The organism is Croceibacterium xixiisoli (assembly GCF_009827305.1).
Taxonomy (GTDB): Bacteria; Pseudomonadota; Alphaproteobacteria; order Sphingomonadales; family Sphingomonadaceae; genus Croceibacterium_C; species Croceibacterium_C xixiisoli.
This window is the reverse complement of sequence record NZ_WTYJ01000001.1, coordinates 1-23,248: the sequence shown is the minus strand read 5'-3', so window position 1 is coordinate 23,248 and position 23,248 is coordinate 1. Positions and strand designations below refer to the sequence as shown.

At 62.9% G+C, this 23,248-nt stretch carries 23 protein-coding genes and 1 tRNA gene; 14 read left to right on the top strand and 10 right to left on the bottom strand.

Annotated features, from left to right (window positions below; translation table 11 throughout):
* The first annotated feature begins 71 nt into the window (after nt 1-71).
* From GRI97_RS00120 to wecC, 3 genes are all read left to right on the top strand, one after another.
* Nucleotides 72-629 carry a hypothetical protein gene (locus GRI97_RS00120; protein WP_160758976.1) on the top strand — a complete coding sequence of 186 codons (558 nt, stop codon included), beginning with the start codon at nt 72-74 and terminating at the stop codon, nt 627-629.
* A gap of 67 nt (nt 630-696) precedes the next feature.
* Complete coding sequence (gene wecB, locus GRI97_RS00115) at nt 697-1,818, top strand: non-hydrolyzing UDP-N-acetylglucosamine 2-epimerase (RefSeq protein ID WP_160758975.1); 1,122 nt, start codon at nt 697-699, stop codon at nt 1,816-1,818.
* A gap of 70 nt (nt 1,819-1,888) precedes the next feature.
* A complete protein-coding gene (gene wecC / locus GRI97_RS00110) occupies nt 1,889-3,193 on the top strand; it encodes a UDP-N-acetyl-D-mannosamine dehydrogenase (RefSeq protein WP_160758974.1) in 1,305 nt (434 codons plus the stop codon).
* A 63-nt stretch (nt 3,194-3,256) separates the two neighbouring features.
* On the opposite strand, the gene GRI97_RS00105 is transcribed toward wecC, so the two are convergent.
* The 4 genes from GRI97_RS00105 to GRI97_RS00090 all read right to left on the bottom strand — a co-directional run bounded on the left by GRI97_RS00105 (nt 3,257) and on the right by GRI97_RS00090 (nt 6,577).
* The gene (locus tag GRI97_RS00105; protein WP_202392536.1) at nt 3,257-3,658 is read right to left on the bottom strand and encodes a GFA family protein; all 402 of its coding nucleotides are present in this window, start codon (nt 3,656-3,658) and stop codon (nt 3,257-3,259) included.
* 58 nt (nt 3,659-3,716) lie between these two features.
* Nucleotides 3,717-4,520, bottom strand: coding sequence for an enoyl-ACP reductase FabI (gene fabI, locus GRI97_RS00100; protein WP_160758973.1), 804 nt, complete (start codon nt 4,518-4,520; stop codon nt 3,717-3,719).
* A 5-nt stretch (nt 4,521-4,525) separates the two neighbouring features.
* Nucleotides 4,526-5,569: a YihY/virulence factor BrkB family protein gene (locus tag GRI97_RS00095; RefSeq protein WP_160758972.1), complete on the bottom strand. Its 1,044-nt coding sequence runs from the start codon at nt 5,567-5,569 to the stop codon at nt 4,526-4,528.
* Between the two features lie 63 nt (nt 5,570-5,632).
* Nucleotides 5,633-6,577: a DnaJ C-terminal domain-containing protein gene (locus tag GRI97_RS00090; protein WP_160758971.1), complete on the bottom strand. Its 945-nt coding sequence runs from the start codon at nt 6,575-6,577 to the stop codon at nt 5,633-5,635.
* A 115-nt stretch (nt 6,578-6,692) separates the two neighbouring features.
* Here GRI97_RS00090 and pdxH point away from each other — a divergent pair, with 115 nt between their 5' ends.
* Nucleotides 6,693-7,310, top strand: coding sequence for a pyridoxamine 5'-phosphate oxidase (gene pdxH / locus GRI97_RS00085; protein WP_160758970.1), 618 nt, complete (start codon nt 6,693-6,695; stop codon nt 7,308-7,310).
* 24 nt (nt 7,311-7,334) lie between these two features.
* Here the strand turns inward: pdxH and GRI97_RS00080 are convergent, their stop codons facing one another.
* Nucleotides 7,335-8,423 carry a serine hydrolase domain-containing protein gene (locus tag GRI97_RS00080; protein WP_235917549.1) on the bottom strand — a complete coding sequence of 363 codons (1,089 nt, stop codon included), beginning with the start codon at nt 8,421-8,423 and terminating at the stop codon, nt 7,335-7,337.
* A 138-nt stretch (nt 8,424-8,561) separates the two neighbouring features.
* Here GRI97_RS00080 and GRI97_RS00075 point away from each other — a divergent pair, with 138 nt between their 5' ends.
* Nucleotides 8,562-8,876: a hypothetical protein gene (locus GRI97_RS00075; RefSeq protein WP_235917548.1), complete on the top strand. Its 315-nt coding sequence runs from the start codon at nt 8,562-8,564 to the stop codon at nt 8,874-8,876.
* Here GRI97_RS00075 and mnmA read toward each other — a convergent pair whose 3' ends face one another.
* On the bottom strand, nt 8,877-10,028 hold the full coding sequence (mnmA, locus tag GRI97_RS00070) for a tRNA 2-thiouridine(34) synthase MnmA (protein ID WP_160758967.1): 1,152 nt from the start codon (nt 10,026-10,028) through the stop codon (nt 8,877-8,879).
* Between the two features lie 286 nt (nt 10,029-10,314).
* On the opposite strand from mnmA, the gene sciP reads away from it, so the two are divergent.
* The 6 genes from sciP to GRI97_RS00040 all read left to right on the top strand — a co-directional run bounded on the left by sciP (nt 10,315) and on the right by GRI97_RS00040 (nt 17,628).
* Nucleotides 10,315-10,614, top strand: coding sequence for a CtrA inhibitor SciP (sciP, locus tag GRI97_RS00065; RefSeq protein ID WP_160758966.1), 300 nt, complete (start codon nt 10,315-10,317; stop codon nt 10,612-10,614).
* A gap of 138 nt (nt 10,615-10,752) precedes the next feature.
* The gene (locus tag GRI97_RS00060) at nt 10,753-11,019 is read left to right on the top strand and encodes a GlsB/YeaQ/YmgE family stress response membrane protein (protein WP_160758965.1); all 267 of its coding nucleotides are present in this window, start codon (nt 10,753-10,755) and stop codon (nt 11,017-11,019) included.
* A gap of 239 nt (nt 11,020-11,258) precedes the next feature.
* Nucleotides 11,259-12,440: an efflux RND transporter periplasmic adaptor subunit gene (locus tag GRI97_RS00055; protein WP_160758964.1), complete on the top strand. Its 1,182-nt coding sequence runs from the start codon at nt 11,259-11,261 to the stop codon at nt 12,438-12,440.
* A gap of 13 nt (nt 12,441-12,453) precedes the next feature.
* Complete coding sequence (locus GRI97_RS00050; RefSeq protein ID WP_160758963.1) at nt 12,454-15,855, top strand: efflux RND transporter permease subunit; 3,402 nt, start codon at nt 12,454-12,456, stop codon at nt 15,853-15,855.
* Nucleotides 15,856-15,874: 19 nt separating this feature from the next.
* Complete coding sequence (locus GRI97_RS00045) at nt 15,875-17,104, top strand: DUF445 domain-containing protein (protein WP_235917547.1); 1,230 nt, start codon at nt 15,875-15,877, stop codon at nt 17,102-17,104.
* The gene (locus GRI97_RS00040; protein ID WP_160758962.1) at nt 17,095-17,628 is read left to right on the top strand and encodes a GNAT family N-acetyltransferase; all 534 of its coding nucleotides are present in this window, start codon (nt 17,095-17,097) and stop codon (nt 17,626-17,628) included. The genes GRI97_RS00045 and GRI97_RS00040 overlap by 10 nt, the downstream gene beginning before the upstream one ends.
* Nucleotides 17,629-17,700: 72 nt before the next feature.
* Here GRI97_RS00040 and GRI97_RS00035 read toward each other — a convergent pair whose 3' ends face one another.
* Genes GRI97_RS00035 through GRI97_RS00020 form a run of 4 tightly spaced genes read right to left on the bottom strand, consistent with a single transcriptional unit; the run spans nt 17,701 to nt 21,072 of the window.
* Complete coding sequence (locus GRI97_RS00035; protein WP_160758961.1) at nt 17,701-18,696, bottom strand: dihydroxyacetone kinase subunit DhaK; 996 nt, start codon at nt 18,694-18,696, stop codon at nt 17,701-17,703.
* A 49-nt stretch (nt 18,697-18,745) separates the two neighbouring features.
* Nucleotides 18,746-19,426, bottom strand: coding sequence for a dihydroxyacetone kinase subunit DhaL (dhaL, locus tag GRI97_RS00030; protein WP_160758960.1), 681 nt, complete (start codon nt 19,424-19,426; stop codon nt 18,746-18,748).
* 24 nt (nt 19,427-19,450) lie between these two features.
* Nucleotides 19,451-20,182 (bottom strand): HAD-IA family hydrolase, encoded by a 732-nt coding sequence (locus GRI97_RS00025; RefSeq protein ID WP_160758959.1) that lies wholly within the window; start codon nt 20,180-20,182, stop codon nt 19,451-19,453.
* Nucleotides 20,183-20,193: 11 nt separating this feature from the next.
* A complete protein-coding gene (locus GRI97_RS00020) occupies nt 20,194-21,072 on the bottom strand; it encodes a class II fructose-bisphosphate aldolase (protein WP_268891135.1) in 879 nt (292 codons plus the stop codon).
* Nucleotides 21,073-21,264: 192 nt separating this feature from the next.
* Between GRI97_RS00020 and GRI97_RS00015 the strand changes: the two genes are divergently transcribed.
* The 3 genes from GRI97_RS00015 to GRI97_RS00005 all read left to right on the top strand — a co-directional run bounded on the left by GRI97_RS00015 (nt 21,265) and on the right by GRI97_RS00005 (nt 22,557).
* Nucleotides 21,265-22,095 (top strand): hypothetical protein, encoded by an 831-nt coding sequence (locus tag GRI97_RS00015; protein WP_160758957.1) that lies wholly within the window; start codon nt 21,265-21,267, stop codon nt 22,093-22,095.
* Nucleotides 22,096-22,213: 118 nt separating this feature from the next.
* The gene (locus GRI97_RS00010; protein ID WP_160758956.1) at nt 22,214-22,396 is read left to right on the top strand and encodes a hypothetical protein; all 183 of its coding nucleotides are present in this window, start codon (nt 22,214-22,216) and stop codon (nt 22,394-22,396) included.
* 87 nt (nt 22,397-22,483) lie between these two features.
* Nucleotides 22,484-22,557: transfer RNA gene (locus GRI97_RS00005), tRNA-Gly, on the top strand.
* Nucleotides 22,558-23,248: the final 691 nt, after the last annotated feature.

Genomic DNA, 23,248 nt, shown 5'->3' with positions numbered 1-23,248 from the left:
ATTATGCTTCAGACGGCATTCACTCCGCTGCGCGCCTTGTGAATGCCGCGCATCGGATGAGGATTTCGGCAATGACACGCTTTTTCGCCCTGCTCACCCTCTCGGCCAGTCTCGCCAGCCTGCCGCTGGTGGCGGGCGCGCAGAGCGAGGATGACGAGAAGGTCAACACGCTGATCATCTATGGCGATGACGAATGCCCGCAGTCCACGCCCGATCAGATCACGGTCTGCGCGCGCATGGATGAGGGCGAGCGTTATCGGATCCCGCAGAACCTGCGCGAAAGCACCAGCCCGGCCAATGAAGCCTGGGCAACCCGGGTGCGCAGTTTCGAAACCGTCGGCAATTTTGGCACCATGTCCTGCAGCCCGTCGGGCGCGGGCGGTGAATTTGGCTGCACACCGCAGTTCATCGAAGCCGCCTATGCCGAAAAGGCCAACAGCGATTCGGTGCGTTTCGGCCAGTTGATCGCCGAAGCCCGCGCGGAACGCCTGTCCACCATCAATGCCGAAGCCGCCGATACCCAGGCACGGGTGGAGGAACTGGAACGGCAATATATGGAACGTGAACGCCAGCGGCAGGCTGCCGCAGCAGAGGCGGATGATGGGGACCTGCCTGCCCCGGGCAATTGAGGCTGACGGTCTGTTCCCGGGCGCTGACGTAAGCAGGGCTTAACCCTGCGCGTCTATGGTGCCGCGCATGACTGACACGCGCCGCATTCTCACCATCTTCGGCACCAGGCCCGAAGCCATCAAGATGTTCCCGCTGGTCCATGCGCTGGAAGCTGATTCCCGGTTGGAAAGCCGGGTCTGCGTCAGCGGGCAGCATCGCGGGATGCTGGATCAGGTGCTGGAGGTTTCCGGCATTACACCGCATCACGATCTCGATCTGATGCAGCCGGATCAGACGCTCGATTCGCTGACCGCCCGCCTGCTGACCGGGCTGGGCCAAGTGATGGATGCGGAACAGCCGGATTGGGTGGTGGTGCAGGGCGATACCGCCACCGCCATGGCCGGGGCGATGGCTGCCTATTACCGCAAGATCCCGGTTGCCCATGTCGAAGCAGGCCTGCGCAGCGGCAATATCCATCATCCCTGGCCGGAAGAGGTCAATCGCAAGATCATCGGCACGATCGCTGCATTGCATTGCGCCCCGACGGAAACCTCCGCCGCCGCGCTCCGCCGCGAAAATGTCGATCCGTCCACCATTCACGTCACTGGCAACACGGTGATCGATGCGCTGCACTGGATCACGGCGCGGATTCGCCAACAGCCTGAACTGGCCCGTGGCCTGTCGGAACTGGAAGCGCGCTTTGCCAGCAAGCGAATCATCGGGGTGACCAGCCATCGGAGGGAGAATTTCGGTGACGGGATGCAGGGGATCGCCAGCGCGATCCGCCGGCTGGCAGCGCGCTCCGATGTGGCGGTGATCTTCCCCGTGCATCTCAATCCCAATGTCGGCCGGGTGATGCAGGCCGAACTGGGCGGGCTGGACAATGTCGCGCTGATCGAACCGCTGGATTATCCGCATTTCGCCCGGCTGATCGATATTTCCACCCTGATGCTGACTGACAGCGGCGGTGTGCAGGAAGAAGCCCCCGCGCTGGGCAAGCCGGTGCTGGTGATGCGCGAAACCACCGAACGTCCTGAAGGCGTGGAAGCCGGCACGGCCCGGCTGGTGGGGACGGACGCGGACCGCATAATTGCCGAAACCAACCGATTGCTCGACGATGGCGAATCCTATGCCGCGATGGCACGGGCGCACAATCCGTTCGGCGATGGCCACAGTTCGGCACGAATCGTGGATTTGCTGGCCGGCTGAGGCACAGCGTTACCGCAATCTTCACCCATTTTCGGCATGGACCGAACCAGAGGCAGTGTAAGGACTATCAATGCGCGGCGAACAGCTTCCTACAGTCAGCGTCATCGGCCTGGGCTATATCGGTCTTCCCACAGCGGCGGTGATCGCCCGCAGCGGGATGCAGGTCCATGGCGTGGATGTGACGCAGCATGTGGTCGACACCATCAACCGTGGTGAAATCCATATCGAGGAAGTTGATCTGGACGGGCTGGTGCAGGGTGTGGTCCAGCGCGGGCTGCTGTCTGCATCGACCGATGTGGCGCCGGCTGATGTGTTCGTGATCGCGGTGCCGACGCCGTTTCACAAGGATGGCCAGCACACGCCCGATATTTCCTATGTGCTGGAAGCGGCACGCAATGTCGCCCGGGTGCTCAAGGCCGGCGATACCATCATCCTCGAATCGACCTCTCCGGTCGGCACCACCGAACAGATGCGCGACATGATCGCATCCGAACGGCCCGATCTGAAGATGCCGGGGCTGTGCCAGGGCACGCCGGATATCTCGGTCGCCTATTGCCCTGAACGCGTGCTGCCCGGCCGCATTCTGGAAGAACTGACCAACAATGATCGCTCGATCGGTGGCATCACCCCGCGATGCGCGCGCAAGGCACTGTCATTCTACAAGCGATTCGTGCGCGGCACCTGCGTGACCACCGATGCCCGCAGCGCGGAAATGACCAAGCTGGTCGAAAACGCCTATCGCGACGTCAACATCGCCTTTGCCAATGAACTTTCGATGGTGGCCGATCACATGGGGTTGGACGTGTGGGAGGTGATCCGCCTCGCCAACCGGCACCCACGCGTGAATATCCTGACCCCCGGCCCGGGCGTTGGCGGGCATTGCATCGCGGTCGATCCCTGGTTCATCGTGCATGGCGCCCCGGCGCAGACCCCGCTGATCCGCACGGCGCGCGGCGTCAATGATGCCAAGATTCACCACGCCATCAATTCGGCGGCGGCGCTGATCGATGCCCATCCGGGCGCTTCGATTGCCTGCCTCGGCTTGGCGTTCAAGGCGAATATCGATGATTTCCGGGAAAGCCCGGCCCGGCTAGTGGCTGCGACGCTGGCGCGCCGGTTCGGATCACGCGTGCGCATCGTTGAACCCTATGCCGCCGAACTGCCGCGCGAATTCGAAGGGACGGGCGCGGAACTGATCGATGTCGATACGGCGCTGGAAGAATGCGACGTGCTGATCGTGCTGGTCGATCATGATGTCTTCCGCTCGGTCCCGCTGGCCGAACGCGCGCACAAGGCTGTGTATGACACGCGCGGCATCTGGCCCGATCAGCCGCAGGATGCCGAATCGGTGGAAGTGATCCGCAAGGTCGGTTGAGTTTTCGTTACCTGATCCCCGCGAAGGGCGGGGGTCAGGCAGGCGAGAGAATGATCCGGTGCGTCAGGCGCCTGGATAACGATCGAATGCGGGCAGATTCTCGAGCCCGCTTACCCATTCCAGCCGCTCGGCACACTGAATCTGAGCACCCGGAGGCACAGAAGCCGCATCGTCGAAGGTGGCCGACTGGATGTCGACGATTCCCGGCAACATCTCTGCATTGCGATAAAACAGTCCGGTGCCACAGGTGCCGCAGAACTGGCGTTGTGCTCCGGGCGTGCCTTCGAAGGTGACGGGTTCGCCCGAGATCAGCTGCAGCTGATCCTGTTTGATCGCGTACCAGGCCAGCATCGGCGCGCCCGAAGAGGCGCGGCAATCGCTGCAATGGCAAACCGCATGGTGCAGCGGTTCACCCTCGGCCTGATAGCGGATCGCGCCGCAGTGGCATCCACCTGTTCTGATCATGTTGTTCCTCCTCTTTCGAATCGGAACGTATCATGAACAGGTGGAGGGTTGAAGCCTCTTAGACCAGCGAGATATCCGGTGCGTCTTCCTGCTTCATGCCGACCACGTGATAGCCGGCATCGACATGATGGACTTCGCCGGTGACGCCGGATGACAGGTCGGACAGCATGTAGAGCCCGGCGCCGCCGACATCGTCGATGGTGACATTGCGGCGCAGCGGGGAATTCAGCTCATTCCACTTCAGGATGTAACGGAAATCGCCGATGCCGCTGGCGGCCAGCGTCTTGATCGGGCCGGCGCTGATCGCATTGACGCGGATATTCACCGGGCCAAGGTCATTGGCCAGATATTGCACGCTGGTTTCCAGCGCCGCCTTGGCCACGCCCATGACGTTGTAGTGGGGCACGACCTTTTCCGCGCCATAGTACGTCAGCGTCAGAATGCTGCCGCCATTGCGCATCATCGGAGCGGCGCGCTTGGTGACGGCCACCAGCGAATAGGCGGAAATGTTCATGGTCATCAGGAAATTGTCGAGGCTGGTATCGACATATTTGCCGCGCAGCTCGGTCTTGTCCGAAAATCCGATGGCATGGACCACGAAATCGATGCTGTCCCACCGCTGCTGCAGCGTGGCGAAGGCGGCGTCCAGCGCATCCATGTTGGACACGTCGCATTCGAACAGGAAGTCCGATCCCAGCTCTGCCGCCAGCGGCTGCACACGCTTGAGAAGGGCTTCTCCCTGATAGGAAAAGGCCAGCTCCGCGCCATGTTCGCGCAGCTTCTTCGCAATGCCCCAAGCGAGCGACTTATCGTTGGCGAGCCCCATGATCAGGCCCCGCTTCCCTTCCATCAGCAAACTCATGAGGATTATGTCTCCGTATCTTTTGTCCCTTTTTGGCGGTCGCGATCGTCGGCCTGGCCGATGCGATCCGCTTCCTCCTCAGGGCTTTCGGCCAAAGCCGCATTGAATTCCGCACCCAGGACTACCCCTAGTCCCACAAGCCAGAAAAAGAAAAGTGCGATCATCATACCGGCCAGAGAGCCGTATGTGAGATCGTAACTGAAAACGCTCCGCAACAGTGGCGGCAAAGCCACACTTACCGCCAGCCACCAGAGCGTCGCCACCAGCGCCCCCGGCCATTTCGGGTAACGGCGACTGCGGTAACGGCTGGGTGTCAGCGTATAGAACAGCAAATACAGCGACAGGAACAAACCGGCAGTGGGAATGATGCGCGACAGGGCCAGGCTGCCCAGAATATCGGCCAGCTGTGGCACATAGGCATCGATCACTTCCTGCACCGCGCCGATCAGCACCTGGGCGAACAGGCTGAGCATCAGCAGCACCACCGCGCCGACGATGATTCCGGTCGACAGCAGCCTGTGCTTCCAGAACGATGTCGAGGAATGGGTGCCATAGGCTCGGCGCAGGATATCGCGGATCGTCTCCACCAACCCGCCAACCGTCCACAGGCCGAACAGACCCCCGATCCACAGCAGCACGCCGCTGCGCTGTTGCACCACAGTGCGGGCGGCCGGGCCGATCACTTCCCCCACCACAGGGGGCAGGGCGTACAGCACGGCATCGATCGTCGCCATGCGCTGGCTTTCATCGCCCAGCAGCGAAAACAGCGCAGCGCCGGTGATGAAGAAAGGGAAGATCGCCAGCATCGACATATAGGCCAGATTGCCGGCGTGGATGGTGCCGTCGTTGAACAGGCCGGTAAAGATTCGCTTGACCAGTTCGAACACATGCGAACCGGGGCCGAGCCTGGACCGCATGCCATGGGCATGGCCGGATTGGGCCGCCTTGCGCCGCGCTTCGGGCGTCAGATCGGTGGTGACGGGGGGCACTGCAGGCGCAGGCTCTGACGCGGCGGCGGGGCTGCTCGTCTGGTCGGCGGCTTCGGCCATCGTCGCATCTCCCTCATGTGCGGGCTGCGGCTGCCCTTCGCGCAATCCGTCCCTATCGGCGGATCAGACGCCCAGCTGCGCCCTGACCTGTCGTGAATCCTGCCAACCGTCCAGCCGCCGTGCCAGTTCCTCTCGCTCTTCCCCTTCGGGCAGATCGATCGTCAGCACCACCAGCAGATCGCCGCGTCCGCCATCCTTGCGGGAAAATCCCTTGCCCTTGAGCCGCAGCACCTTGCCCGATCCGGACCCGGCGGCAACCGTCAGCATCACGGCCCCATCGACGGTGGGGGCCTTCACCCGCGCGCCGTTGACCGCTTCGTCCAGGGTAATCGGCAGTTCCAGCCGGATGTCGTCCCCATCGCGGGTAAAGAACGGATGGCTGCCGACATGCAGCGTCACCAGCGCGTCGCCAGCACCGCCGGGCCCGGCCTCACCCTTGCCCTTCAGCCGCATCTGCGTGCCGTCTTCCAGACCGGCCGGCAGTTTCAGATCGATGGTCTTGCCGTCGTTCAGCGTGATTCGCTGCGGCGCCTGGGTGGCGGCATCGATGAAGGAAACCTGCAGCCGATAGGCGGTGTTGCCCCCCCGCGGGGGTGGCGCATTGCGGCCAAAACCTCCGCCGCCACGGCCACCGAAGCCCCCGCCGGCGCGACCGCCGAAGAGGCCTTCGAAAATATCGCCCAGATCGACATCTTCGGATCCGCCGAAATCGCGCGCCGAATGGCCCTGAGGGCCCCCGCCAAACCCGCCGCCGAACCCGCGCCCACCGCCGAACGGCATGGCCGGGTTGCCATCGGCATCGATTTCTCCGCGATCGAACTGGGCCCGCTTGTCCTTGTCGGACAGCAGATCATAGGCCCGCGTCACATCGGAAAACCGCTCGGATGCCTTGGGATTGTCCTTGTTGCGGTCAGGGTGAAGTTCCTTGGCCAGCTTGCGATAGGCGGACTTGATGTCCTGTTCGCTCGCGCCGCGCGCTACACCGAGGGTCGCATAAGGATCTGCCATGGATTTCAGCTAGGCATAACGCCCCGTGCTTGCAAGGCTCGGCATCGACGCGATCCGATACGGGGGCAGGGATGGGCTGTTTCGCCCTTGCGCGAATCGCACTAGAAACTTGGGCATGAGCATCGATTCCATCCCCGATAGCGAAAGCGCCCTGCCGCAGGGCGATCCGCTGGCCCTGTTCCGCATCTGGTTCGCCGAAGCGGGGCAGAGCGAACCCAATGACAGCAATGCGATGGCGCTGGCGACGGCGAGCCCCACGGGCGCACCATCGGTGCGGATGGTGCTGCTCAAGGATTTCGGGCCCGATGGCTTCGTGTTCTACACCAATGCCGAAAGCCGCAAGGGCGGGGAAATCCGCGCCAATCCGCAGGCGGCGCTGCTGTTCCACTGGAAAAGCCTGCGTCGGCAGATCCGCATCGAGGGGCCGCTGGAAGAGGTGAGCCCGGCCATGGCGGATGACTATTTCCATTCGCGCCATTTCGTCTCACAGGTCGGTTCCGCCGCATCGGATCAGTCCCGGCCCCTGGCACAGCGCGCGGATTATCTGGCCCGGGTCGAAGAACTGGCGGCACGCCATGCCGGGGCAAATGTCCCGCGCCCGCCGCATTGGACGGGGTTCCGCCTGGCGCCGGAACGGATGGAGTTCTGGCTCGACCGGCCCAATCGCCTGCATGACCGGCGGGTCTTCACCCGCAGCGGGGCAGGCTGGCAGAGCGAACTGCTCTATCCTTGAAGCGGCTGCGCGCCAGGCAGTGCTTCACTTGCCAGGATAAAGGCTCGTAATGTCGGACAGGGCATGCACCAGCGCGGGCCGCTGTTCCTCATCGGTCTTGCCCAGTCGCACCACGGTCAGCTTCTGGCGCGGGGATACCAGCACATATTGGCCCAGATGACCGATCGCGGCGAACAGCGTGTCCGGTCCGCGATCGGGGAACAGCATGCGCCGATCGCCGCCCGAATCACGATTGAGCCACAGCATGGCCCCATAATCAGGCGCGCGCGGGCTTTCCCGCCGCATGAAATCGATCCAGGCGCGCGGCACGATCTGCGCCCCGCGCACCGCGCCGCCATGGCGCAGGAATTCGCCGAACTTTGCCCAGTCGGGGGCATTGGCCCAGATCATGCTGCCGCCGATCATGGTGCCGGCGCGGTCATATTCGGCGCGCAGCGATGCCATGCCCAGCGGGGTGGCCAGCCGTTCATGCAGGAATTCATCCACCGCCGCGCGACGTTCTTCCGCATCGGCATCGGGCGCCAGCGTGCGGGCAAGAACATCGGAGAGAATGATGGTGCCCGGGGTCGAATAATCGAACACCCGGCCCGGTTCATGTTCCAGCGGCTGGGCCTCTGCCCATCCGGCCATATCGTCGCGCCCGTCGAGAAACAGCATGCGCACCTCGGGGGAACTGTAGACCGGTTCCACCTTCTCTTCATGCCGCAAACCGCTGCGCATCTGCAGCAGCTGGCGCAGGGTGATGTCGCCGCGCGGATCGCCGGCGCGCTGCCAGTGGGGCACGGGCGGTGATTCGTCGAGCCGCAGCCGTCCGTCGGCCACAAGGATGCCGGCCAGCACGCCGGTGACGGTCTTGGACATCGACCAGCCCAGGAACGGCGTGGTTGGGCCATAACCTTCGCCATAGCGCTGAGCGACGACTTCGCCGCCATGCATGACGATGATGGCGCGCGTTTCGCCAATGTCATCGCGTGAGAACAGCGCATCGACCGCGCGGGCCAGCCTTTCCCGATCGACCCCGGGTTCTTCCACCACCGCTTCCAGCGCGCCTTCCGGCAAGGGGGGTAGGGCACCGCTGTCGCCGCCGCACCCGGCCAGCAGCAGAACAGGCATAAGAATGGGCAGCAGGCTTGGCAGCGATGCCGGGGCAAGGCTAAGGAAGCGGCTTCTGATCCAGAGGGGCGGCATGGGGCGCCCTCATCCTCCAGGCACCGGGCAATGGCAACTGCAAAGCGACGCGTAGCGAACAGGTTGAAGATCCGCATCGCGATCGTGCTGGCGTTGGCAGCGGCGGTCGCTGCGGTCTGGTGGACCTATCGGGAACCGCTGGAGGGCTATGGTTCGATCGGTGCGGCGTTTGGCGCGCGCACGGCCTGTTCCTGCCGCTATGTCGCCGGGCGCGAACTGTCGGACTGCAAGAAGGATTTCGAACCCGGCATGGGGGCGGTTTTCCTCAGCGACGACCCGGAAAACAAGGCGGTGACCGCTTACATCCCGCTGCTTTCAAGCCAGACGGCGCAATTTCGCGAAGGATATGGCTGCCTGTTAGATCCGTGGAAGGGCTGATCAGACCGGATCGGTGCCTTCGATCCAGCCGCCGCCAACCACCCTCTCGCCGGCATAGATCACCGCCGCCTGGCCTGGCGCGACGCCGAATTCCGGTTCGGCAAAGCGCAAGGTGACATTGGCGCCATCGCCCAGCGATCCATCCAACGTCACCGGCACCGGCCGGGCCATGGATCGGACCTTTGCCGTCAGCCCACCATCGGGCAGCGGGCCGATGCGATTGGTTTCAACGATATGCGCGCCGCCCACGGCCAGCAGCCGCCTGGGTCCCACGCGCACCTCTGCGCTGTCGGCGTCCAGGCTGATGACATAGAGCGGTTCGGGCTGTCCGCCGATTTCCAGCCCGCGCCGCTGGCCCACGGTGAAGTGGATCACCCCGGCATGGCCACCCAGATCTTCGCCCGATTCGGCATGCACGATCCGCCCGGGGCGCACGCCATCGGGCCGCACGGATTTCACGATGCGGGCATAATCGCCATCGGGGACGAAGCAGATATCCTGGCTGTCGGGCTTGGCAGCCACGGCCAGGCCGAATTCTTCGGCAATACGGCGAACCTCTGCCTTGGGCAGGCCGCCCAGCGGGAAGCGCAGATAATCCAGCTGGGCTTCGGTGGTGCCGTAAAGGAAATAGGACTGGTCGCGCGCCGGATCGAGCGCGCGGTGCAGTTCGGCCCCGGCGGGCCCCATCAGGCGGCGGACATAATGGCCGGTGGCCAGGCAATCGGCTCCCAGTTCGCGCGCCATGCGCAGCAGATCGGTGAATTTGGGCCCCATATTGCAGCGAATGCAGGGGATCGGGGTCCGGCCGGTCAGGTAATCGTCGGCAAAGCGATCCACCACTTCTTCGCGGAAGGCGCTTTCGTGATCGAACACATAATGCGCAAAACCCAGCCGATCGGCCACGGTGCGGGCATCGCGGATATCGTCCCCGGCGCAGCAGGCGCCCTTGCGCCCGGTGGCGGCGCCATAATCATAGAGCTGCAGCGTGATGCCGATCACTTCCGCCCCGCTGGCGGCGGCCAAGGCGGCGACGACCGAGGAGTCGACCCCGCCCGACATGGCAACAACGATGCGACAGTCCGCCGCCGCGCGCGGCAGATCGAACAGGGCCGCGCTTTCGCGGGGGGAGAGAAGATTCGTGCGACTTTCCATTGAACCGGCCCCTTACACCGCCATGGCGCAGGCGCCAAATCACGCTACTTAACAGAGTGTAAATTGCGGCTTTACCTGTTCTTGACCGATGGCCGTTACAAATCGGCGGATGGTTGAAGGATGCCCCCTGATTGCCGCGCCTGATCACGCGGTACTGGCCAGCCGGTTTGCGTCGCAGGCCGGTGGCGGGGCATCGGTTAACCTTGAAGGTTTAGGCAAATGCAAAGGGATGCACGTTACAATGGCACCATCACATGATTGCATGGCCGGCGACCTGAGGGCGTAAATGATCGAGAACCAGAAAATTCGGCCGGCTCAGGTCATTGGTCCCCTGGGGGAACCGCTGACCATTGCCGATCTGCCTGCACCGGAAACGAAGCGCTGGGTCGTGCGGCGCAAGGCCGAGGTGGTGGCTGCCGTCAATGGCGGGCTGCTGACCATCGATGATGTGCTGGAACGCTATGGCCTGACGCTGGAAGAGTTTGCCGGCTGGCAGCGTGCCGTCGACCGATCGGGCATGCAGGGCCTGCGGGTGACACGAATTCAGCATTATCGTGACCTGTATGAACGGCAGCTCAAATATTGACACCCCCCGGCGTTAACCACGGGCTTTAACTCCTGACTCTTGCTTCCATTCGTCCCGCAGGGAACTCAAGCGGGCGCCTGCCGTTTGTTTGCTTGTTCCGTGCAACGACAGCGGAATGGCAGGCAGGAGAACAGGGAAATGGGCTGGTTGATCGCAATTATCGTGGGTGGCGTGGCCGGTTGGCTCGCCAGCATGGTCATGAACCGTGACGCATCCATGGGCATCTTGTGGAACATCATCGTCGGCATCATCGGTTCGGTGATCGGCAATTGGCTGTCCGGTCCGTTGCTGGGCCTTCGCACCAGCGTGCAGAACTTCAGCCTGACCAGCCTGCTGGTGGCCGTGGTTGGCGCGATCGTGCTGCTCGGGATCGTCAATCTGATCCAGCGTGGCCGCGTCCGATAACGCCGGACTGCTGAATTCACGTCCAGCGGGGCGGGCGGCTTTCGGCTGGCCTGCCCCGCCGCACATCTGCCGCCGATAATGACGTTGGTCGGTCGCCATCCGTCGCCGATGGAGTGTCCGATTGCAGCGGCGTGCCCCCGGGTTTAAGGGCTCATACGCAGGATTCCGCAATTCATGCGGATTTTTTGGCATGGGTTCAGACGGTGTGCCCTGTTGCGGGGCAGGGGCAGTGCGCGCGGATGAGTTACGAAACCACGATTGATGACAATGGCAACACGATTGTCAAAGATGCCACGCTGACCCCTCAGGCGGATGCCGATGCGCGGCGGCGGCGCCTCATCATTCTGGCGGTGCTGGCCGCAGTGGTGCTGGCGCTGGTCGCCTATTTCCTGCTCAGGAAAAAAGAAGAGCCGGCCGCCGTCAACCAGGCGCCGGCCGTGACCGTGATCACCCCGGGCCGCACAACGGTTGAAGGCGTGATCACCGCCACCGGATCGCTGGCCGCGCGCCGCGAAATGCCGGTGGGCGTGGTGGGCGAAGGTGGACGCGTGGTGTCCGTGCCCGTGGATGCCGGTGACTGGGTCCGCGCCGGTCAGGTGCTGGCGGTGATCGATCGCTCCGTGCAGAATGAACAGGCGCGCAGCACCTCTGCCCAAATCGATGTCGCGCGGGCCGATGCGGAACTGGCCCAGGCCAATCTCGATCGCGCGCTCAAGCTGGTCGATCGCGGGTTCATCAGCCGTGCCGATGTCGATCGGCTGACCGCCACGCGCGATGCCGCCAATGCCCGCGTGCTGGTGGCGCGGGCGCAATATGCCGAACTGATAGAGCGCAACAACCGGCTCAACATCATCGCGCCCGAATCCGGCCTGGTGCTGACGCGTGCGGTTGAACCCGGTGCCGTGGTGGGGGCGGGCTCTGCCGCCCTCTTCACCATCGCCAAGGGTGGTGAAATGGAAATGCTCGCCCAACTGAGCGAAAGCGATCTGGCTTCGCTGCGCACGGGCGTGACGGCGCAGGTGGTGCCGGTGGGCACGGACAAGGCGTTCTCCGGCCAGATCTGGCAGCTCGCCCCGGTCATCAATGACCAGACGCGCCAGGGAACGGCCCGGATCGCGCTGTCCTATGCCTCCGAACTGCGCCCGGGCGGTTTTGCCACTGCGACCATCAACAGCGGATCGGTGGAAGCGCCGATGTTGCCGGAATCGGCCATCCTGTCGGATGATGACGGCAGCTATGTCTATATTGTCGGGCCGGAAAACAAGGCGGTCCGGCGGCGGGTGACGCTGGGCATCGTCACGGACAGCGGCATCGCCATCGCATCCGGTCTTAACGGATCGGAACAGGTGGTGCAGCGCGCGGGCGGCTTCCTGACCGAAGGGGAAACCCTGCGGCCGGTGAAGGCGCGGCGCCCGAACTGACGGGCGGTCCGGCATGAACCTCAACAATATTTCCGCCTGGTCGATCCGCAATCCGATCGTCCCCATCGTGGCCTTCATCGGCCTGATGCTGGCTGGCCTGCTCTCCTTCTCCCAGATGGAGGTGCAGAACAATCCGGACATCGAACTGCCGATGGCGATCGTCATCATTTCGCAGCCCGGTGCCGCCCCTTCGGAAATCGAAAACCAGATCACCCAGCGGGTTGAGGCGGCGGTCAACACCATCAATGGTGTGCAGTCGATCAGCTCGACCGCGGAAGAAGGCGCCAGCCAGACCCAGGTCGAATTCGCGATCGGCACCGATATCAACCAGGCCGTGAACGAGGTGAAGAACCAGATCGACCAGATTCGTGCCGATCTGCCCGACGGGATTCTGGAACCGCGCGTCTTCAAGGTGGAAACCAGTTCTGACACGCTGGCCAATTTCGGTATCGCTGCCGATGACATGACGCTCGAACAGCTGTCGTGGTTCGTTGACGATACCGTGGCCAAGCGGCTGCTGACCGTGCCCGGCCTGGCGGAGGTCAGCCGCAATGGTGGCGTAAGCCGCGAAATCCTGGTGAGCCTGCACCCGGACAAGATGCAGTCGCTCGGCGTCACGGCATCGCAGGTCAATCAGACGCTGCGCACGCTCAATGTCAATGCGGCCGGCGGCCGGGCGGAAATCGCCGGTTCGCGCCAGTCCGTGCGCGTGTTGGGCAATGCCGAATCCGCTTACGATCTGTCGCAGACACAGATCTCGCTCGGCGCCGGGCGGATCGTGAAGCTGGCCGATATCGCCGATGTGCGCGATTCCTATGGCGAAATTACCTCGCTGTCGAAAATCGACGGCCGTCCGGTGGTCACCTTCGGCATTACCCGTGCGCGCGGCGCATCCGACGTCAGCGTCTATGACAGCGCGGAAACCGTGCTGACCGCGCTGGAAAAGGAAAACCCGGGCATCAAGTTCACCCGGCTGTTTACAGAGGTGGATTATACCAAGGACCAGTACAGTTCATCGATGATGGCCATGGTCGAAGGGGCCATCCTGGCCGTGATCGTCGTGTTCCTGTTCCTGCGCGATGGCCGGGCGACGATCATCGCCGCGCTGGCGATACCCCTGTCCGCGATTCCGACCTTCTGGTTCATGGATATGCTGGGCTTCACGCTCAACCAGATGTCGCTGCTGGCGCTGGGGCTGGTCGCGGGCGTGCTGGTGGACGATGCGATCGTGGAGATCGAAAATATCGTGCGCCACATGCGCATGGGCAAAAGCGCCTATCAGGCATCGATCGACGCCGCCGATGAAATCGGCCTGGCGGTGGTGGCGACCACTTTCTCGATCGTGGCGGTGTTCTTCCCCGTGGCGCTGATGCCCGGCGTGGCGGGCGAATTCTTCAAGAACTTCGGCCTGACCGTGGTGGTTTCGGTGCTGATGAGCCTGGCCGTGGCGCGCATGATCACCCCGATGATCGCGGCCTATTTCCTGAAGGCGCATGGCCATGCCGAACATGGCGAAGGCGTGCTGATGGATCGCTATATGGGCGTGCTGCATTGGTCGCTCGACCGCAGCAAGGCCGAACGGATAAAGGCGCAGGCCGAACCCGTGCCGACCCGCTGGTATGAATTCTTCGTTGGCCTGATCGTGGCGGTGGCGCTGCTGGGCGTATTTTGCGGCGTATCATTCAAGGCGGGGGAATATTTCTTCGGCCTGTTCGATTTCGATCTGGGCAGTCTCGTCGCGCTGTTCGCTGCCGTGCTGGTGGCGATGCTCGCCACCTGGCTGGCGGGCAAGATCATTGGCGTGATTCTGACCATGATGGGCGGTCATCTGGGGCGCTGGTCGGCTTATATGGCACTCCGCACGCGAGCCCGCTTTGCCGATCACCGCGTGTGGATGATGGGGATCGGCTTCTTTGCCTTGCTCGCCACCGTCGGTTTCAGCATGTCCGTGCCGACGCAGTTCTTCCCCAACACCGACAGCAATTTCAGCCGCGTCAGCCTGAACATGGTGCCCGGCACCACTGTTCAGCAGATGGAGGAAACCACCAGTGCCGTGGCCGCCCGCCTCAGCAAGGAACCAGAGGTGGAACTGGCGCTGGAACGCATCTTCGAAGGGGAAGCCTTCATCCTGCTGACGCTGCGGGAAGACCGCGCGCGCACCAGCTTGGATTTCGAACGCGATCTGACGCCCGTGTTGCAGGCCGTTCCCGATGCGCGGATCAATTTCCAGAGCCAGAATGGCGGCGGGGGCAGTGGCCGCGCGATTTCTGTCATGCTGTCGAGTTCCAGCACCGAAAGCCTGGATGCGGCCGCTGCGCAGCTGGTCGAACAGATGAAGGGCGTGCCCGGCGTCGTCGGCCCGCGGATCGAGGCGGATCTTCGCCGCCCCGAAATCATCGTCAAGCCGCGGCTCGATCTCGCTTCCAGCCTGGGCGTCACCACCTCCGCGCTCAGCCAGACGATCCGGATCGCCACTTTGGGCGATATCGATCAGAACGCGGCGCGCTTCTCCCTGTCCGACCGTCAGATCCCCATCCGCGTGCGGCTGGCGGAAAGCGATCGCCGCAGCATCGCCACGATCCAGAACCTGCCGGTGGCGACGGAAAATGGGGGATCGGTGCCCCTGTCGCGCGTGGCCGATATCAGCTTTGGTTCCGGCCCGACGACCATTCAGCGCTACAACCAGCAACGCCGCATCTTCGTCAGTTCCGACCTGGCGCCCGGTGCGGCCAAGGGTGATGTGATGACGCGGATCAACAATCTGCCGATCATGAAGGATCTGCCCAACGGCGTTTCCAACGCGCCCTTCGGCGAAGACCAGTGGCAGGCGGAACTGATGACCAATTTCGTGGTCGCGCTGGTCACGGGCGTGCTGCTGGTATTTGCCGTGCTGGTGCTGCTCTATCGCCGGCTGGTGTCGCCGCTCGTCAACATGGGCTCCCTGCTGCTGGCGCCGCTCGGCGGCATTCTGGCCATCTATATGATGGGCATGGATCTAACCCTGCCGGTATTCATTGGTGTCCTGATGCTGTTCGGGATCGTGGCCAAGAACTCGATCCTGCTGATCGATTTTGCGATCGAGGAAATGAATGCAGGCCGCGACAAGTTCGAAGCGATCATCGATGCCGGGCACAAGCGGGCCCAGCCGATCGCCATGACCACGGTAGCCATGACCGCCGGCATGTTACCGACTGCGCTTTCGCTGACGGGCGACAGTGCCTGGCGTCAGCCGATGGGTGTGGTGGTGATCGGCGGGCTTGTGCTGTCGACCCTGCTGACGCTGCTGATCGTCCCGGCCGGCTTCAGCCTGGCGGACGGTTTCGAAAAGCGGCTGGGCCCCTGGCTTGGCAAGCGTCTGCTGACCTACAAGAAGGGCGATGATCAGCCTGTCACGGAACCGCATCCTGCCCATTAAGCAGCCGCCCATGGCGGCCATGGCCGATCGTGCGCGGCGCATGCGGATCGTCGCCGGGCTGTTGCTGGTGGCCATGGCCGGGCTGTTCTTCCTGGCGCGCAGCCAGCAGCATGGCCATCCGGCCTGGGGTTTTGTGCTCGCCTTTGCAGAGGCGGCCATGGTCGGCGGACTGGCAGACTGGTTTGCGGTCACCGCGCTGTTCCGCCACCCGCTGGGCCTGCCGATCCCGCACACGGCAATCATCCCGCGCAACAAGGATCGCATTGCCGATTCGATGGCGGGTTTCTTGCGCGACAATTTCTTCACCCCTGCGGTTGTCGCGCGGCGCATGCGGCCGATGAACCTGGCTCGCGCGGTGGGGGATTTTCTGGCCGAGCCGGGCAAGGCCACCCAGGGCCGGATCGGGGTCGGCGCCGGCGAACTGATTGCCGAGCTGCTCGAATCGCTCGACCCCGAAAGGCTGGGCAACCAGGTGCGTGCTGGCCTCGCCCGCCAGGTGGAAAAGATCGAGATCGCGCCGCTGCTGGGCAATATGCTGGCCGCAGCCATCGCCGAAGGGCGCCACCGCCCGCTGACTGACAGCGCCATCCGCTGGGTCGCTCTTACGCTGGAGGCGAATGAGCAGACCGTCCGCACGATGATCCGCGACCGGGCCAACGCCTTGCTCCGCTGGACCGGGTTGGATGACAGACTGGCCAGCTCGGTGGTGGATGGGCTCTATCGCATGCTGGCCGAAGTGCTGGTCGATCCCGACCATCCCCTGCGCGCCAATGCCGAACAGGCGCTGCAGAAACTCGCGCACAATCTGCAGCATGATCCTGAAACCCGCGCCAAGGTGGAAGCGATCAAGAATGATCTGCTGAACAATCCCGCCGTGGCCGCTTGGTGGATGGGCGTGTGGGAAAGGCTGCGCCACGCACTGATCGATATGGCCCGCAACCCGTCTGATGGGCTGGGCGGGCAGGTGAGCGCGGCTGTCGGCGAACTGGGCCGGGCATTGCGCGATGATCCGGCGCTGCAGCTGCAGATCAACCGATTCGCCCGGCGCACCGCCGTGGGCATCGCCACCCGCCACGGCGCGCAGATCGTTTCGCTGGTGTCGGAAACCGTGCGCCGCTGGGATGCGCGTACCGTCACATCCCGCATCGAAAATGCGGTCGGGCGTGACCTGCAGTTCATCCGCATCAATGGCACGCTGGTCGGCGGCATCGTCGGGGTGACGATCCATGTGGTGGATCAATGGCTGTGAATGATCTGCCGGTGATCCTGACCGAACGGCTGGAACTGCGCCCGCCTGTTCCGGACGATTTCGCGGTCACCGGCCGAATCATCGCCCATCCGGAAACCGCGCGTTTTCTCGGCACCCGGCCGGGGCAGTCGGATCAGTTCCTGCGCTTCATGCGCGGCGCTGGCAGCTGGCTGCTCTATGGCTATGGCCCCTTCACCCTGCGGCTGCGCAGCAGTGGAGAGGTGATCGGCAATTGCGGGCTGTTTCACAGCTGGCGCGATCTCGGCGCCGATTTCGATGATGTGCCCGAAGCCGGCTGGATCCTCGCGCATGATCAGGTTGGCCGGGGGCTGGCCGGCGAAGCCATGGGCGCGGCGCTGGACTGGTTCGACCGCGCGCATGGGCCCCGGCGCGTCACCTGCCTGATAGAGGCCGGCAATGTCGCCTCGCTCGCCCTGGCGGCGCGGCTTGGCTTTGCCGCGGTGCGTGATGCACCGCTGGTTGGCGGGGACATCATCCACCTGCTGGATCGCGGCCGGCCCTGATCGCGGCCACGCGCAAAAGAAAAGGCCCGGTCCTTCGCAGGACCGGGCCTTTTCCGTGTTCCGAAGTTCGGATCAGAAGATGCGGACAGCAACCTCTGCCGGTGCGTCGAGCAGGGTTTCCAGCTCGCCGTCCAGCTTCAGCAGGGTCAGCGATGCGCCGGCCATTTCCAGGCTGGTGCAATATTCGCCGACATAGTTGCGCACGACGGTGAAGCCGGCCTGCTCTGCACGCTCATGCGCACGGGCATAGAGCACATAGAGTTCGCTGATCGGCGTGCCGCCCAGACCGTTGATCATCAGGGCCACGCGGTCACCCGAAACGAACGGAATGTCCTGCGCCACGGCGTCGAACAACTCGTCGACGATAACGTCGGCCGGCTTGATGGTGTCGCGACGACGGCCCGGTTCGCCGTGGATGCCCACGCCGACTTCCATTTCGTCATCACCGATCTGGAAGATCGTGGTGCCCTTTGCCGGCGGAATGCAGCTGGTCAGCGCAACGCCCATGGTGCGGACGCTGTTGTTGACCTTTTCGGCAACCGCATAGACTTCGTCCAGGCTCTTGCCGGCAGCAGCTGCTGCGCCGCATGCCTTGATGACGAAGAAGTTGCCGGCAACGCCACGACGGCCAACGGTGTAGAGGCTGTCTTCAACCGCAACGTCGTCATTGATGTGGAACTGCTTGACGTTGATGCCTTCGGCCTGGGCCATTTCGGTGGCCATGTCCCATGCCATCCGGTCACCCTGGTAATTGTTTACCAGCACCAGCACGCCGGCATCCGATGCCAGCGCCTTGATGGTTTCATAGCATGCGTCCACCGGCGGGGCGGCGAACACGGCGCCCTGGCACGAACCGTCCAGCATGCCCGGGCCAACGGCCATGACATGGGCCGGCTCGTGGCCGGAACCCGAACCCTGCACGATCGAAACGCGTGCATTGTTCGGCGCATCCTTGCGCTTGATCATCTGGAATTCTTCATTGAATTCCAGCAGGCCCGGGTTGGCCAGCACAATGCCCTTCATGAATTCAGGCACGAATTTCGCAGGATCGTTGACGAACTTCTTCATGGGTAACTCTCTCCCTGGGGGTAAAGATCAGGTGTTATGATCGGGCCGTTCAAGCGGGCTGATTGATCACTTCGGCAACGCTGGGCGTGCGATCCACGCCGAATTGCTTGCACCAATCCTGCAGGATGATGGCGATCGACACGATGCCCGGATCGGGCGTGCCCGACGAACGTTCGCCAACCTGCGATGCACGGCCGCGGTGGGCAACCAGCGTACGGGTGGCATCGATCGCCTTTTCGGCTTCATCGGCGGCGTCCTTCAGCACCACACCCAGATCGGCGGTGCCGGCAGCCACATGTTCCTTCATCTTTTCATGCACGGGGATCAGCGCGTCGAGCAGGGTCTTGTCGCCCAGCTTGGCGCCGCCGCGGGCCTGGATGCCTTCGATGGCCGAACCGAGCATGTCGGTCAGATCGGCCAGCGTCAGCGATTCCTTGCCCTTGCTCAGCATGGCAGCGCGCATGAAGCCCGTGCCCCAGATCGGGCCGGAGCTGCCGCCGACATGCTTGCTGACCAGCATGGAGATCTTCAGCAGAAAGGCGCCGATGTTGCTCTTGTCGAGGCTGTCGAATTCCGCATCGATGATGCGGTATCCGGTGGCGAGCGAGGTGCCGAAGTCACCATCGCCGGCCAGGCCGTCGAGATCGGAAAAATAGAATTCATTGCGCAGCACGGTGGCGCAGGTCGTCTTCACGGCCTGTTCGACAGTGGCCTGGCTGATTTCGGTCATGATATCTCCCTTCTGTTCTTCGGCTCAGTTTGCCGTCTGTGCGGCGAGCACGCCCAGGTCCTGCAGCGTGACGTTCACGTTCGGCTCGTCGCCGAGTTCGGGAACGACCTTCACGGCCCCGGTGAAATCTTCTTCGATGGTATAGGTGCTGGTGGTCACAAGCGTCGGCAGGCCGGCGCCGGTTGCGGCCAGCAGGCCGTTGCGGCTGTCTTCGATGACCATGCATTCATGCACGGGCAGGCCGAGAGAGGTCTTGGCCAGTTCGTAGATTTCCGGATCCGGCTTCTTGCGGCTGACGACGTCGCCGGCATGCACGAATTCGAACTTCGCCTTGCGGTCCGGGCCGAACAGATCGAGCACGGCGTCGATGAACTTCGGGTTCGACGTGGTGCACACGCCCAGGCGCACGCCGGCGGCGATCGCTTCGTCCACGATGCGGCTGATGCCCGGACGCAGCGGCATGCTGCCTTCGGAAACCAGGTCGGACGTGATCTGGGTCTTGGTCTTGTGCAGATCCAGGATCAGTTCGTCCTTGGCAGCATCGGTGTCGATGCCTTCGGGCCAGCCGAATTCATCGAAATAGGCGCGCATGCGTTCCTTGCCGCCGGCAACCAGCAGCAGCTTGGCATAGAGCTCCACGCTCCATTCGGCGTCGATGCCCTTGGCCGCGAAGGCGCGGTTGAAGCCCACGCGGTGGCCGTCACGCTCGGTGTCGACCAGCACGCCGTCGCAATCGAAAATCAGTGCCTTGATCATTGCGTGGTCCCTCAGCCCAGCTTCGCCACGAAGGCCGAACCGCGATCCTTGCCGCCGAACTTTTCGATGAAGCCGTGGAACATCGCCTTGCATGCCTGATACTGGGCATCGCCCACGCGCAGCGGTTCGAAATCGGTCGGCTTGGCCAGGTGGTAATCCACGAAGCTCTTGACCCACACATGCTTCAGATTGGTCGAGATGTTCACCTTGGCCGCGCCGCGCGCGATCGCCTTGGCGAAGGTTTCGTCCGACAGGCCGGTGCCGCCATGCAGCGCCATCGGGGTCTTGGTCAGCGTGTTGATCGCCTGGATGCGGTCGAAATCGACAACCGGCTCACCCTTGTAATAGCCATGGGCGGTGCCGACGGCGCAGGCGAAGGCGGACAGGTCCAGCGCGTCGCAGAAACGCTTGGCATCTTCCGGATCGGTCAGCACGGAATCGGCTTCGTCAACGACCATGTCGTCTTCCACGCCCATGATCTGGCCGAGTTCGGCTTCCATGCCCACGCCATACTTCTCGGCGATTTCGCGAACCTTCAGCGACTGTTCCAGGTTCTGTTCGAACGGCAGTTCCGAAGCGTCGATCATGATGGAGGTCCAGCCAGCCTTGGCGCATTCCTCGATCATCGCGATATCGTGGCAGTGATCCAGGTGGAGCACCACGGGAACCGGGGAATCTTCCGCCACGGTGCGGACCCAGCTGACGATTTCCTTGTGGCTGAAATACTTGATCGTCTTGCTCGACGTCTGGCAAATCACCGGCGCGTTCAGTTCTTCGGCGGCCTTCACCATGGCCTTGGTGGTGTTGTAATCCACCAGGTTGAACGCAGCGACGGCATAGCCATTGTCCATTGCGTCGCGAAGCAGCGGTTTCATGTTTACAAGTGGCATCTCGCCAGACCCTCCAGAGTGTTGCGGGCGGATCGCCCGGCGCATCGAATCGACCCCATAGCCATGTGTAACGCCTCGCTCCACCCGTGATTTACGGTTGGCATGCAATTGCTTGTCAATGATGACAGCTATTGGCGCACGCTTGGGCGCGATGCGGTTGTATACACAGGATACGCCCATATGCTGCACTGCATGATAAAACGCACTCTGGGCGCGCTGTTCGCCGGCATGCTGCTGTTCATTTTGCCGGCGAATGCGCTGGCTCAGTCATCCGGATCGGCCCCTGGTTCTTCCGCACGACAAAGCCGGCAATTGGCGGACAAGGAGTATTTCACCCGCGGGCAATATCTGGCGTTTGCCGCACCCTGGTGTGCGGATCGCAACAAGGAACTTACGATCGGGCGCGATCTGCATGCCTCCATCGCGCTGGATCCTGACCGCTTCCCCGCCGGCGTGACTATTCGCAGCCACGCGCCTTCGCATGATCCGGGTCGTTATGGCTGCGGAGTCTATGCCTACAACCATGTGGCTTTCGGCAATTACAACGACGGCAGCGCCCGGCAACCGGTTGTCCCCGCGCAGGTCAAGGCGATCGGTCGGCTGAGCGCTGATTTCGATCTGCGCTTTTCCGGTGATGGGCAATTCAATGTGCTACAGGAATTCTTCCTTACCCGGAACGCGGGCTCGCACCGGCGGCAGGTGCTGGAAATCGGCTATTTCCTCCACGCCTCCGACACGGCGCTGCGCTTCGCCCGCGGCGGGCGGGGCTATCGCGACTACACTGATCCGCAGGGGCGGGTGTGGAAGATGTACCGGGTGCAGCGCTTCCTGATGCTGTTTCCGGCCGATGGCGATCTGGCATCGGGGTCGATCGACATCGGCCATCTGCTGAACGAACTGGTCGCGCGGAAGCTGTTGACCGGAGACGAATGGTTCAATGGTCTGGGGCTGGGCGTGGAACCGGTTGAGGGGGACAGTACACTGCACATCGGCAACTGGCGGGTCGATTACGATCCGCGGTGATCATCTCTGCAGCCCAGGGATATGCGTATAAGTATGCAGGGAACATAACGAGCTTGTTAACAGTTCAGCTATAGTGTTTGACAAGCGCAAGAGGGTGTTTGTCCGAGGGGCAATCGTTATGGCTGATGATTATGGTGACAAGCCGCTGGTAATGCTGCCGCCAGGCATGACCCGCCAGCATTATGAGCGTCTGCAGCAACGGCATGATCGCGAACATGTCAGCCTGGGCATATTGCTGGCTACGGCCGCAGCCATGACGGCGTTGATCGTCATCGTGATGGTGTCGATCATCAATCCTTAAGGCCGGGCACTTCCACCCGATCTCCGGCGCGTCACGGGTCGCGCCCCTTGACGTTGGGCACGCCGCCGTGGCAAGCGGCGCCAACTCGCGGGTGTAGCTCAATGGCAGAGCAGAAGCTTCCCAAGCTTACGACGAGGGTTCGATTCCCTTCACCCGCTCCAACGCTGCCGTACTGTGGCGTTGACTTTTCCTCTCTGCTGCTCGCGCTTAAGCAGGGTGGAAGCGTCCTTTTTTCTTCCAAGGCATAACCACCAGCTCACAGGCATACTTCTGAGTGTGCGATAGTTGTGTCTGGCCTTACCTGGGGAACGGCATCTGGCTGGCAGCGAGCCTTTCCTACCTGAACGCCAGAGCGTCCGAATCATTCCTGCGGGGCTGATCCGGTAATGCCGGGGTTTTCTCGAAGCTTGTTCGATACGGATAGCGCCGCGCAATTTTCGGATTGGAGAATGGGCATAATGTAATGCCGACGCGGCGCCGTTTTTGCCAGTTTCAACCGTGCAGACCATCGCTGAGCCCGGTGCTCCAAACGGCAGCAAATGGACAGAAACCACATCAAATATCCTGTTAAACCAAATGTATAACGATTTTCTGAAACAAAACTGCAAAGTGGGTGTTGACCGAATCCGAACCCCTCCATATATGCCCTCTCACCGCAGCGGAGACGCCGGCCTGACGGGCTGGACTTCGGGGTGGTCGCCAAGATTTGGACGGATAACCGGACCCCCGGTGGAAATCGGGGAGGGATGGTTGTCCGCTGTAGTATTTTGGTTGAGATCTTTGACATTGTTGTTTTTTGATGAAGGGACATGTGGGCGACGGCGCCTGGTCCGGGGGTCTCAAGGCTCCGGA

Bases quoted from the DNA above. Each gene is read 5' to 3' on its own strand.
- GRI97_RS00050 (WP_160758963.1), top strand. From the start codon at position 12,454: ATGAACCTCAACAATATTTCCGCCTGGTCGATCCGCAATCCGATCGTC.
- GRI97_RS00020 (WP_268891135.1), bottom strand. From the start codon at position 21,072: ATGCCACTTGTAAACATGAAACCGCTGCTTCGCGACGCAATGGACAAT.
- GRI97_RS00010 (WP_160758956.1), top strand. From the start codon at position 22,214: ATGGCTGATGATTATGGTGACAAGCCGCTGGTAATGCTGCCGCCAGGC.
- wecC (WP_160758974.1), top strand. From the start codon at position 1,889: ATGCGCGGCGAACAGCTTCCTACAGTCAGCGTCATCGGCCTGGGCTAT.
- GRI97_RS00035 (WP_160758961.1), bottom strand. From the start codon at position 18,696: ATGAAGAAGTTCGTCAACGATCCTGCGAAATTCGTGCCTGAATTCATG.
- mnmA (WP_160758967.1), bottom strand. From the start codon at position 10,028: ATGGAAAGTCGCACGAATCTTCTCTCCCCCCGCGAAAGCGCGGCCCTG.
- GRI97_RS00120 (WP_160758976.1), top strand. From the start codon at position 72: ATGACACGCTTTTTCGCCCTGCTCACCCTCTCGGCCAGTCTCGCCAGC.
- GRI97_RS00060 (WP_160758965.1), top strand. From the start codon at position 10,753: ATGGGCTGGTTGATCGCAATTATCGTGGGTGGCGTGGCCGGTTGGCTC.
- GRI97_RS00105 (WP_202392536.1), bottom strand. From the start codon at position 3,658: ATGATCAGAACAGGTGGATGCCACTGCGGCGCGATCCGCTATCAGGCC.
- GRI97_RS00055 (WP_160758964.1), top strand. From the start codon at position 11,259: ATGAGTTACGAAACCACGATTGATGACAATGGCAACACGATTGTCAAA.
- wecB (WP_160758975.1), top strand. From the start codon at position 697: ATGACTGACACGCGCCGCATTCTCACCATCTTCGGCACCAGGCCCGAA.
- pdxH (WP_160758970.1), top strand. From the start codon at position 6,693: ATGAGCATCGATTCCATCCCCGATAGCGAAAGCGCCCTGCCGCAGGGC.
- GRI97_RS00095 (WP_160758972.1), bottom strand. From the start codon at position 5,569: ATGGCCGAAGCCGCCGACCAGACGAGCAGCCCCGCCGCCGCGTCAGAG.
- GRI97_RS00090 (WP_160758971.1), bottom strand. From the start codon at position 6,577: ATGGCAGATCCTTATGCGACCCTCGGTGTAGCGCGCGGCGCGAGCGAA.
- sciP (WP_160758966.1), top strand. From the start codon at position 10,315: ATGATCGAGAACCAGAAAATTCGGCCGGCTCAGGTCATTGGTCCCCTG.
- GRI97_RS00045 (WP_235917547.1), top strand. From the start codon at position 15,875: ATGGCCGATCGTGCGCGGCGCATGCGGATCGTCGCCGGGCTGTTGCTG.
- fabI (WP_160758973.1), bottom strand. From the start codon at position 4,520: ATGAGTTTGCTGATGGAAGGGAAGCGGGGCCTGATCATGGGGCTCGCC.
- GRI97_RS00025 (WP_160758959.1), bottom strand. From the start codon at position 20,182: ATGATCAAGGCACTGATTTTCGATTGCGACGGCGTGCTGGTCGACACC.
- GRI97_RS00040 (WP_160758962.1), top strand. From the start codon at position 17,095: ATGGCTGTGAATGATCTGCCGGTGATCCTGACCGAACGGCTGGAACTG.
- dhaL (WP_160758960.1), bottom strand. From the start codon at position 19,426: ATGACCGAAATCAGCCAGGCCACTGTCGAACAGGCCGTGAAGACGACC.
- GRI97_RS00080 (WP_235917549.1), bottom strand. From the start codon at position 8,423: ATGCCTGTTCTGCTGCTGGCCGGGTGCGGCGGCGACAGCGGTGCCCTA.
- GRI97_RS00015 (WP_160758957.1), top strand. From the start codon at position 21,265: ATGATAAAACGCACTCTGGGCGCGCTGTTCGCCGGCATGCTGCTGTTC.